Origin of the sequence: Sulfitobacter sp. UBA4523 (assembly GCF_002388305.1) — a bacterium.
In the GTDB taxonomy this organism is placed as follows: domain Bacteria; phylum Pseudomonadota; class Alphaproteobacteria; order Rhodobacterales; family Rhodobacteraceae; genus Sulfitobacter; species Sulfitobacter pontiacus.
In genome coordinates this window covers 96,928-106,000 of the sequence record NZ_DGMH01000017.1, presented here as the reverse complement: position 1 = coordinate 106,000, position 9,073 = coordinate 96,928, and the positions used below count along the sequence as shown (strand labels likewise).

Genomic DNA, 9,073 nt, shown 5'->3' with positions numbered 1-9,073 from the left:
CTCGCGCTGAAGGACGTGATCGACACCCAACGCATTCCCACGGAAAACGGCTGCGCGCAGGATGCGGGGCGCGTGCCCCTGCGCGACGCTTTTGTGGTAGAGAGGCTGCGCAAGGAAGGGGCGATCCTGATGGGCAAGACGGTCACGACCGAGCTTGCCTTCATGCAGCCCGGCAAGACAGTGAACCCGCATAATCTGGCGCATACGCCCGGCGGATCGTCGCAAGGCTCTGCCGCGGCGGTGGCGGACGGGATGGTCCCGCTTGCCATCGGCACCCAGACCGGCGGGTCGGTGATCCGCCCGGCGTCCTTCTGCGGGGTGACCGGATATAAACCCACCTTCGGCGCGATCCCGCGGCGGGGGGTGCTGACGCAATCGCCCTCGCTTGATACGATCGGGGTCTTTGCCAGCGATCCCGCAGGGGCAGCACTTCTGGCCGAGGTGCTTTTCGGGCAGGATGACGAAGACAGCGCGACCACGCTTTGCGCCGCGCCCGCCTTACATGCGGCGGCGACCTCGGCCCCGCCGCTGCCGCCCGTGTTCGGCTTCATCCGCCCGCCGGGATGGGAGGATGCGGAGCCGCAACTGCATGAGGCCTTTGCCGAGCTGATGGACGCGCTTGGCGATCAGGCGTTCGAGCTTCCGTTGCCAGCGGTGTTCGACACGGCAGCAGACCAGCGCAAGCTGATCAATCTGGCCGAGATGTCCTATCACTACTACCCCTATTGGCACCGGGGCGCGGACACGCTGGGGCCGATCACCCGCGACGCGATAGAGCAAGGCAACGCCGTGCCTGCCCGCGACTACCTGTCGGCCCGCGACATGCCCAAGGTGCTGAACGCCGCGCTGGACGAGATGTTCACCCGCTGCGATGTGATCCTGTGCCCCTCGGCCCCCGGTCCCGCCCCCAAAGGATTGGAAACCACGGGCGATCCGGTGTTCAACGGGCTGTGGACCTTCTGCGGCACGCCCTGCATCAACCTGCCGCTTTTCACCTCGACCGAAGGGCTGCCCATGGGCGTCCAACTGGTCGGCGCACGCCACAATGACGCGCGGTTGCTACGCACGGCACAATGGCTGACCGACTGGGCCGCCGGTGCCTCTGCATAAAGGATATCTGATATGAACCGACTTCTCGCACTTGTGGCCTTTGCGACCATCACCACCTTTCTGCTGATCCTGGCCGTCAAGGTGCCTAGCCCTGATCTTGTGATCATTGTGGCGATCACGCTGGCGTTCATCGCCTTTGATCTGTTCACCTCCAGTCGCAACAAGAAAGACTAGCCGATGTCCAAACCCGTGATCTGGATCACCCGCACCCTGTCGAATGCCACGCTGGAACGCGCCCGCCGCGACTACGAGGTGATCTGGGATGCCGCCGACACCCCCGGCAGCGCCGAGGATATCATCAGGATGAGCGCATCCGTCGACGGAATCATCCCATGCCACTCCGAACATTTCAGCGCAGATGTGGTGGCGCAGCTCGACCCGCGGCTGAAAATCGTCGCGAACCATTCGGTCGGGGTGGATCATTGCGATCTGGACGCGCTGCGGGGCAAGGGGATTGTCGTCACCAACACGCCCGATGTGCTGTCGGACGCCACGGCAGAGCTGGCGATGATGCTGATGCTGGGGGCTGCGCGCAATGCGGTCGCGGGGGACCGGACTGTACGGTCCGGCACATGGGATTTCTGGTCGCCGGCCTTTCTGGTGGGCAAACAGCTGACCGGTGCGCGGCTGGGGATCGTGGGGATGGGCGGTGTGGGCCGTGCCTTTGCCCGCAAGGCGCGCGGCTTTGACATGGAGATCCACTATCACAACCGCAGCCGTCTTTCGCCCGAGGATGAAGCGGGCGCGATCTATCACGAGACGCTGGAAAGCCTGCTGGCCGTGTCCGACTTCCTGTCGCTCCATTGCCCCGCGACGCCCGAGACGGTCGGGCTGATGAACGCCGACCGTTTGGCGCAGCTGCCCAAAGGGGCGGTTCTGGTCAACACGGCCCGCGGCAATCTGATCGACGAGGCCGCTTTGGTCGACGCTCTGGATGCGGGGCATATCGGGGCGGCGGGGCTGGATTGCTTTGTCACCGAACCGGGGGGCAATCCGGCCTTCGCGTCTTATGACAACGTGATGATGATGCCCCATGTGGGCAGCGCCACGGTGCAGACACGCGATGCGATGGGGTTCAAGGCGCTGGATAATCTTGACTCGTTCTTCCGTGGAGAGTCTCCACCGAACGCGCTCTAGTCTAGAAACGGTCCGAAGAACTCAATGCGGACCTACGTCAAAAAAAATCGTATACGATTTACATGATCGTATTTATTTGTCATGGTGTGTTTCGAAAGGGGCGCATCATGACACTTCGGCAATCGAAATCGGACATTCTATTCGACCGGCTGCGCCATGATATCCTGTCGCTGGATCTGCCACCGGGCATGGCGCTGCGCCTACCGGCCCTGTCGGAACGCTATGCCATCGGCCTGACGCCGCTGCGCGAATGTCTGAACCGGCTGGCGGCTGAACAGCTTGTCGTGCCCGAGCATAACAAGGGCTTTTGCGTCACCCCGTTGACCCGTGCCGATCTTCTGGATCTGGAACGCAGCCGCGATGCCATCGAAGGCGCGATGCTGGCCCATTCCGTCAGCCACGCCGATGACGCGTGGGAGGCAGGGGTGATCGGTGCCTATCACCACCTGTCGCAAACGCCCGTGCCGTCGGTGATCCATAATGACGAGGCACTGGCACAATGGACACGGCGGCATCTGGCCTTTCATCAGGCATTGGTGGCGGGGGCGCGCTCTGATTGGATGGCGCGGTTTGCGGGGCAGTTGCAGGACCAGTTGGGACGCTACCACTGTTTTATTCAGGCGGGCCTGCGCGATCTGACCCAAAGCGCGCCCCCGCTGGCGGCCAAAGCGGCAGAGGTATTCTCTGCCGGTATGGCGCTAGAGCCGCATCGCGCGCTCTATCAGGCAGCAGTTGATCATGATCCGGCGGCGGCGCTTGCGGCCTTTCGCCATCACACCGGCCTGAGCATCGCCGCCTTCGAGGAGCTTTCGACGCTGATGCCGGCCCATTCACCCTTTGCAAGAACCCTCGGCCCCCAATCGGAGCACCCCGCATGACCGGCTACAACCCCGCTGACGAAGGGGCGCAAATGTCCTTTGCCAAGGATATGTCCTATACCGATTACCTGTCGCTCGACCCGATCCTCGGGGCGCAGAACTGCAAATCCGACGCCCATGACGAGATGCTGTTCATCATCCAGCATCAGACCTCAGAGCTATGGATGCGCCTGTGCCTGCACGAGCTGTCATCTGCACGCACCCATCTCGCGGCGGGTGGTTTTGCGCCGGCGATGAAGATGCTGACCCGTGTGGCGCGCATTTTTGAACAGCTCAACAGCGCGTGGGATGTGCTGCGCACGATGACTCCCAGTGAATACAGCGATTTTCGCGACGACCTTGGCGCGTCCTCGGGGTTTCAGTCGCATCAATACCGGCTGATCGAATTCATCCTCGGCAACCGCAACCGCGCGATGATGAAAGTGCATGAACACCGCCCCGAACTGCACCACATGCTGACGCAGGAACTGGGTACAAAATCGCTCTACCATGTGGCGCTTGATCTGCTGGCAGAGGCAACGGGGCAAAGCTTTGACCCGCAAGCCTATGCGATGGACACGCCTCATGCGGCGGATGACGAGGTGATGCAGGCATGGGTGCGCGTCTACCAAGACCCGCGCGCCCATTGGCAGCTGTACGAGCTGGCCGAAAAGCTCGTCGATCTCGAAGACTACTTCCGCCGCTGGCGTTTCAACCATGTGACCACGGTGGAACGCATCATCGGCTTCAAACGCGGCACGGGCGGCACGTCGGGGGTGAAATACCTGCGCCGGATGCTCGAGGTCGAACTTTTTCCCGAACTCTGGAACGTACGAGGTGCCCTGTGACCCGATTGCCGATGAAAGACCGCTTTTCCCTGCCCGAGGGCATGATCTACCTTGATGGAAACTCGCTTGGGCCGCTGCCTGTGGGGACGGCCGAAAAAGTGCAGGATGTGGTGCAGGCGCAATGGGGCGCGCATCTGATCAAGGGCTGGAACCTTGACGGCTGGATGGCGCAGCCCGCACGTGTCGGCAACCGCATTGCCCGCCTGATCGGCGCACCCGAGGGCACGGTCACCATGGGCGACACGCTGTCGGTGAAAGTGTTTCAGGCCCTGTCTGCCGCTCTCAAGATGCGCCCCGACCGGCGGGTGATCCTGTCGGACAGCGGCAACTTCCCGTCGGACCTGTATATGGCCGAGGGGCTGATCCAGCAGTTGGGGCAAGGCTACGATCTGCGCATTGTCGCCCCCGAGGATGTCGCCAGCGCCATGACAAATGACGTGGCTGTCGCGATGATCACCCAAGTCGACTACCGCACGGGCCGCATGCATGACATGGCGCAAGTGACCGCGGCGGCCCATGGGGCAGGGGCGGTGATGCTGTGGGATCTGGCCCATAGCGCAGGCGCGGTGCCCGTCGATGTGGCCGCCTGCAACGCGGAATTCGCCGTCGGCTGCACCTATAAATACCTCAACGGCGGGCCGGGGGCCCCTGCGTTCATCTATGCGCGCCTCGATATCGTCGCGGACATCCAGCCCGCTTTGGCCGGATGGCTGGGCCATGACGCGCCCTTCGCCTTCGAGACCGGATACCGCCCCGCTGCGGGCATCGAACGCATGCGCGTCGGCACGCCCCCCGTGATCCAGATGACCGCGCTGGAACATGCGCTTGGGCTTTGGGACGAGGTGGATATGGCCGAGCTGCGGGAGAGGTCTGTCGCGCTCGGTGAGCTATTCATCGCGCTGGTCGAAGAAAAATGCCCCGAGCTTGTGCTCGCCAGCCCACGGGATGCAAACCAGCGCGGCAGTCAGGTGTCTTTCGCGTCAAAGAACGGGTATGCCGTGATGCAGGCGTTGATCGCACGCGACGTGATCGGTGATTTCCGCGCGCCTGACATCATGCGCTTTGGCTTCACGCCCTTGTACATCGACGAAGGTGACGTGCGCGGCGCGGTCGACATCCTTGCCGACATCCTTGCGACCCGCAGTTGGGACCGGCCCGAGTATCACCAGAAGCGCGACGTGACCTGAAGGGGCAAGCGACATCGGGACACAGCGCGGTGGCGGTGCGTCTTGGTGATGGTGGTCCGCGCGAATGAACGCTATGATCGCGCCATGCTTGATCTTCAGTCGCGCCCGAAATGCAGTGAATGCCCGATCCGCCACCGCGCCGTTTGTGCGCGGTGCGATGATGATGAACTGCTGATGCTGGAGCAAATCAAGACCTATCGGTCGTTCAGGGCGGGTGATCCGATGCTCTGGCGGGGCGACGGGCTGACCTATGTTGCGTCGGTCGTGTCGGGCGTCGCGAGCCTTGGCAAAACGATGGAGGACGGGCGCACCCAGATGGTGGGGCTGCTTTTCCCGTCGGATTTCATCGGCCGTCCGGGCCGCGCGGCGATTGATTTCGATGTGGTCGCCGTTACCGATGTGACGCTGTGCTGCTTCCAGCGCAAACCCTTCGAGGCGCTGATCGAAACCACACCGCATATCGCCCAACGGCTGATGGAGATGGCCCTCGATGAACTGGACGCGGCGCGTGACTGGATGCTCTTGCTCGGGCGCAAAACCGCGCGCGAAAAGATCGCGACCTTCATTGAAATGCTGGCGCGGCGGCAGCAATTGGCCAATGCGGATACCCTTGGGCAAGAGCTGGTCTTGCCTCTCACACGGTACGAGATCGCCAACTATCTGGGGCTCACGCTTGAAACGGTCAGCCGCCAGCTTGGCGCGATGAAGAAAGAGGGTATCCTGAGCTTTGTCGACCGTCGCCGTTTCCGCGTGGCCGATGTGGACGCGCTGCATGCGGCCTCGGGCGATGATTGCGACTAGGGAAATATTCCCTTTGATTTGATCTGTATCAACGACGCAGGGCGCCCCAAGGCATTCCCTGTCTGCACCTTCATAGGAGAGCGCAGCATGTACAAGAATATCCTGATCCCCGTTGTTTTCGAGACCCCCGAGATCACCCAGACCGCTTTTGATGCGGCGCAGGCGCTGGCGGCACCGGACGCCAGATTGACCCTGCTGCACGTGATAGAGGCGGTGCCGGTCTATGTCGCCGAATACATCCCCACCGACATCGTGACCTCCACCCGCGAGGCGGTACAGGCGCGGCTGGATGCGCTGGCGCTAAGCGTGCCGGGGGCCGCGACAGCGATTGCGGACGGGCGCGCCGGGCCACGGGCGACACGTTGGGCCGAGGAAAACGGGACCGACTGTATCGTGATCGCGTCGCATCAGCCCGCGTTGTCTGACATCCTGCTGGGGTCGGTCGCGCAATATGTGGTGCGTCACGCCAAATGCGCGGTGCATGTGGTCAGATAGGTCGGGGCACTGCCAACGCGCTATTGCAGCCCAAGTATGCCGTCGGCGGTGGCAGCGACACGGGCGAATGCGGCGCGGTCTTTACGTGCGATCAGCCATAGGTCGTGAAACCGTCGTTGGGGCAGGGTATGCACCGCCAGTGCGTCGCGGTGCGCAAACCCCTCCACCCCTGATCGCGGCAGGATGGTATAGCCCAGCCCTTGGGCCACGGGCAGGGGGATTTGCCCGATCTGGTTGATAAAACTGCGCAGCCGCAAATGCTCTGCCCCGCGGTAGTCATCAAAGTTGCGCCCGAGAAGATCATCGGCATAGGCATTGCCATCGGGATGCGCGATGAACCCCAAGTCATCAAGCCTCTGCAGGGTCAGATCCGCCGCGTTAAAGGTGGCGGGCAGCACGAGGCAAAGTTCCTCTTGCGACAGGGGCGTAGCCTGAACGCGGGGCATATCGGGCACCGCGGTCACCACGCCCAGATCAAGCGTCCCTGCCAGTATATCCGCCAGTATACGCGCCTGCGGCGCGGCGCTGAGGTGCATCCTGAGCTTCGGGGCCTCCTGCATCCGCGCGATCAGATACGGATACAGCCGCAACGCAAAACTGCCAGAACACCCTATCCTGACCGTGCCTGACAAGGGATCATCGCGCTGCATCCTTTCGCGCAAGGCGCGCTCCTCTGTCCGGCGGGCACGCCCGATCGACAGCAGCTCTTCTCCGGCGGGGGTGAGGGTGAACGACTTTCCCTCGCGCAGGATCAACGGCTGGCCGACCTGTTGTTCCAGCTTGCGGATATGCTGCGACACCCCCGGCTGGGTCATGGCCAACCGGTCTGCGGTGCGGGTGAAATGCCCGATGTCACATAGGGTGGTGAAGGTTTCGAGCCATGAGGCGTTTAGCACGCGGATCATTCCATAAAGTTATCAATTTAATTCCATATGATAATTTTATGTTTGCGCGCGGTCCACCTAAATCACGGGGTATCACAGAACAAAGGATAGACCATGACACCGACACCACGCAGTTTCTCTCATATCGGGCTTTCCGTGCCGGATCTGGACCAAGCCGTAAAATTCTACGCCGACGTGCTGGGGTTTTACGTTATCATGCAACCGACAGAGATTGTCGAAGACGGCAGCGATATCGGGCAGATGTGTACCGATGTCTTTGGCGAAGGCTGGGGCCGCCTGCGTATCGCGCATCTTGCCACGGCAGACCGTATCGGGATCGAGCTGTTTGAATTTGACGGCAACCACGCGCCCGCAGACCCGCTGAATTTCCGCCAGCACGGCACGTTCCATTTCGCCATTCAGGATCCCAACCTCGAAGACCTGCTGGCCAAGATTGTCGCGGCAGGGGGCAAGCAGCGGATGCCGGTGCGCGAATACTTCCCCGACGATAAACCCTATCGCATGGTCTATGTCGAAGACCCCTTTGGCATCGTATTCGAGCTGTACAGCCACAGCTACGAGCTGACCTATTCCGCCGGTGCCTATAGCTAATCTCAAGTCTGTTCTGCGGGCGAGGGCAGGGCTTTCGCCCGCAGTCATAAGGACAAATTATGTCAAATATTGCAGGTCGGCGGGAACCCTCCTGCGCGGGAAGGCGGTTTTGTTGTCATAGCAACATCACGAAAGGTCTTCTCATGTCATACTGGCGCTTCTTTGCAATGATCATCACCTCTACCGTGGTGATGTTCGGCTTAATGTATCTGAACACCTACGCAATCGATCACGTGTTCTTTAGCGAAACCCGCAGCTATATGGCGCTGTATATGGGCGCGGTGATGGCGGTCATCATGTTGGCGTTTATGCTGGGGATGTACAGCAACCGTGGCGTGAATATCGCGATTTTTGCAGGCAGCGCGCTGGTTTTTGCGGTGTCGCTTTTTCTGGTGCGCAGCCAGTCCACGGTCGATGATACGGCGTGGATGCGTGCGATGATCCCGCACCATTCCATTGCGATCCTGACGAGCGAGCGTGCCAATATCTCGGACCCGCGGGTGCGCAAGCTGGCGGACGATATCATCGAAGCGCAACGGCTTGAGATCGACGAGATGAAGGCCCTGATCGCGGATCTTGAAGGCGGGCCGGCAGCAACACCAGAAATCGACGGGAAGTGAGGACGCAATGACGCAACAGCAGACACAACCGGCAAAACTCTACCGTATGGTGATGCCTGACCATACCTGTCCCTACGGTCTGAAATCGAAAGACCTGCTGGAGCGTCAGGGCTTCGAGGTCGAGGATCACCACCTGACAACGCGCGAAGAGACAGACGCGTTCAAGGCGGAGCATGATGTCGAAACGACGCCGCAGAGCTTTATCGGCGGGGAACGGATCGGCGGCTATGACGATCTGCGGGTCTATTTTGGCTTGGACAAACCCAAGGATCAGCAATCTGACACGTCGTACCAGCCGGTGATCGCCATCTTTTCGGTCGCCTTTCTGATGGCGCTTGGCCTGTCGTGGTTTGCCTTCGAAAGCATCTTTACGGTGCAGGCGTTCCAGTGGTTTATTTCGATCTCCATGTGTTTCCTCGCCGTGCAGAAATTGCAGGATATCGAGAGTTTCTCGACCATGTTCCTGAACTATGACCTGCTGGCAAAACGCTGGGTGCCCTACGGCAAGGTCTACCCGTTCGG

At 61.3% G+C, this 9,073-nt stretch carries 12 protein-coding genes; 11 read left to right on the top strand and 1 reads right to left on the bottom strand.

Annotated elements, in window-relative coordinates:
* The 8 genes from B3849_RS03780 to B3849_RS03745 form a co-directional block, all read left to right on the top strand.
* Nucleotides 1-1,110, top strand: a 1,110-nt coding sequence (locus B3849_RS03780; protein WP_286779832.1) for an amidase, incomplete at its 5' end; no start/stop codon positions are given.
* A 12-nt stretch (nt 1,111-1,122) separates the two neighbouring features.
* On the top strand, nt 1,123-1,284 hold the full coding sequence (locus B3849_RS03775) for a hypothetical protein (RefSeq protein WP_005852160.1): 162 nt from the start codon (nt 1,123-1,125) through the stop codon (nt 1,282-1,284).
* 3 nt (nt 1,285-1,287) lie between these two features.
* On the top strand, nt 1,288-2,247 hold the full coding sequence (locus B3849_RS03770; protein WP_286779831.1) for a 2-hydroxyacid dehydrogenase: 960 nt from the start codon (nt 1,288-1,290) through the stop codon (nt 2,245-2,247).
* Nucleotides 2,248-2,354: 107 nt separating this feature from the next.
* Nucleotides 2,355-3,125, top strand: coding sequence for a GntR family transcriptional regulator (locus B3849_RS03765; RefSeq protein ID WP_278424735.1), 771 nt, complete (start codon nt 2,355-2,357; stop codon nt 3,123-3,125).
* On the top strand, nt 3,122-3,952 hold the full coding sequence (locus B3849_RS03760; RefSeq protein WP_278424736.1) for a tryptophan 2,3-dioxygenase: 831 nt from the start codon (nt 3,122-3,124) through the stop codon (nt 3,950-3,952). Before B3849_RS03765 ends, B3849_RS03760 begins: the two co-directional genes overlap by 4 nt.
* An 11-nt stretch (nt 3,953-3,963) precedes the next feature.
* On the top strand, nt 3,964-5,139 hold the full coding sequence (kynU, locus tag B3849_RS03755) for a kynureninase (protein WP_278424737.1): 1,176 nt from the start codon (nt 3,964-3,966) through the stop codon (nt 5,137-5,139).
* A 48-nt stretch (nt 5,140-5,187) separates the two neighbouring features.
* Complete coding sequence (fnrL, locus tag B3849_RS03750; RefSeq protein WP_278375698.1) at nt 5,188-5,940, top strand: transcriptional regulator FnrL; 753 nt, start codon at nt 5,188-5,190, stop codon at nt 5,938-5,940.
* Nucleotides 5,941-6,027: 87 nt separating this feature from the next.
* Nucleotides 6,028-6,435 carry a universal stress protein gene (locus tag B3849_RS03745; RefSeq protein ID WP_037963283.1) on the top strand — a complete coding sequence of 136 codons (408 nt, stop codon included), beginning with the start codon at nt 6,028-6,030 and terminating at the stop codon, nt 6,433-6,435.
* Between the two features lie 20 nt (nt 6,436-6,455).
* Here B3849_RS03745 and B3849_RS03740 read toward each other — a convergent pair whose 3' ends face one another.
* Complete coding sequence (locus B3849_RS03740) at nt 6,456-7,340, bottom strand: LysR family transcriptional regulator (RefSeq protein ID WP_278424738.1); 885 nt, start codon at nt 7,338-7,340, stop codon at nt 6,456-6,458.
* A 93-nt stretch (nt 7,341-7,433) separates the two neighbouring features.
* Between B3849_RS03740 and B3849_RS03735 the strand changes: the two genes are divergently transcribed.
* The 3 genes from B3849_RS03735 to B3849_RS03725 all read left to right on the top strand — a co-directional run.
* Nucleotides 7,434-7,931 carry a lactoylglutathione lyase family protein gene (locus tag B3849_RS03735; RefSeq protein WP_005852172.1) on the top strand — a complete coding sequence of 166 codons (498 nt, stop codon included), beginning with the start codon at nt 7,434-7,436 and terminating at the stop codon, nt 7,929-7,931.
* 143 nt (nt 7,932-8,074) lie between these two features.
* Nucleotides 8,075-8,551, top strand: a complete 477-nt coding sequence (locus B3849_RS03730) for a DUF305 domain-containing protein (RefSeq protein WP_009826428.1) — start codon at nt 8,075-8,077, stop codon at nt 8,549-8,551.
* Nucleotides 8,552-8,558: 7 nt separating this feature from the next.
* On the top strand, nt 8,559-9,073 hold a 515-nt coding region (locus tag B3849_RS03725), incomplete at its 3' end, for a glutaredoxin (RefSeq protein WP_286779830.1).

Bases quoted from the DNA above. Each gene is read 5' to 3' on its own strand.
- B3849_RS03770 (WP_286779831.1), top strand. From the start codon at position 1,288: ATGTCCAAACCCGTGATCTGGATCACCCGCACCCTGTCGAATGCCACG.
- fnrL (WP_278375698.1), top strand. From the start codon at position 5,188: ATGGTGGTCCGCGCGAATGAACGCTATGATCGCGCCATGCTTGATCTT.
- B3849_RS03760 (WP_278424736.1), top strand. From the start codon at position 3,122: ATGACCGGCTACAACCCCGCTGACGAAGGGGCGCAAATGTCCTTTGCC.
- B3849_RS03765 (WP_278424735.1), top strand. From the start codon at position 2,355: ATGACACTTCGGCAATCGAAATCGGACATTCTATTCGACCGGCTGCGC.
- B3849_RS03740 (WP_278424738.1), bottom strand. From the start codon at position 7,340: ATGATCCGCGTGCTAAACGCCTCATGGCTCGAAACCTTCACCACCCTA.
- kynU (WP_278424737.1), top strand. From the start codon at position 3,964: ATGAAAGACCGCTTTTCCCTGCCCGAGGGCATGATCTACCTTGATGGA.
- B3849_RS03775 (WP_005852160.1), top strand. From the start codon at position 1,123: ATGAACCGACTTCTCGCACTTGTGGCCTTTGCGACCATCACCACCTTT.
- B3849_RS03735 (WP_005852172.1), top strand. From the start codon at position 7,434: ATGACACCGACACCACGCAGTTTCTCTCATATCGGGCTTTCCGTGCCG.
- B3849_RS03730 (WP_009826428.1), top strand. From the start codon at position 8,075: ATGTCATACTGGCGCTTCTTTGCAATGATCATCACCTCTACCGTGGTG.
- B3849_RS03745 (WP_037963283.1), top strand. From the start codon at position 6,028: ATGTACAAGAATATCCTGATCCCCGTTGTTTTCGAGACCCCCGAGATC.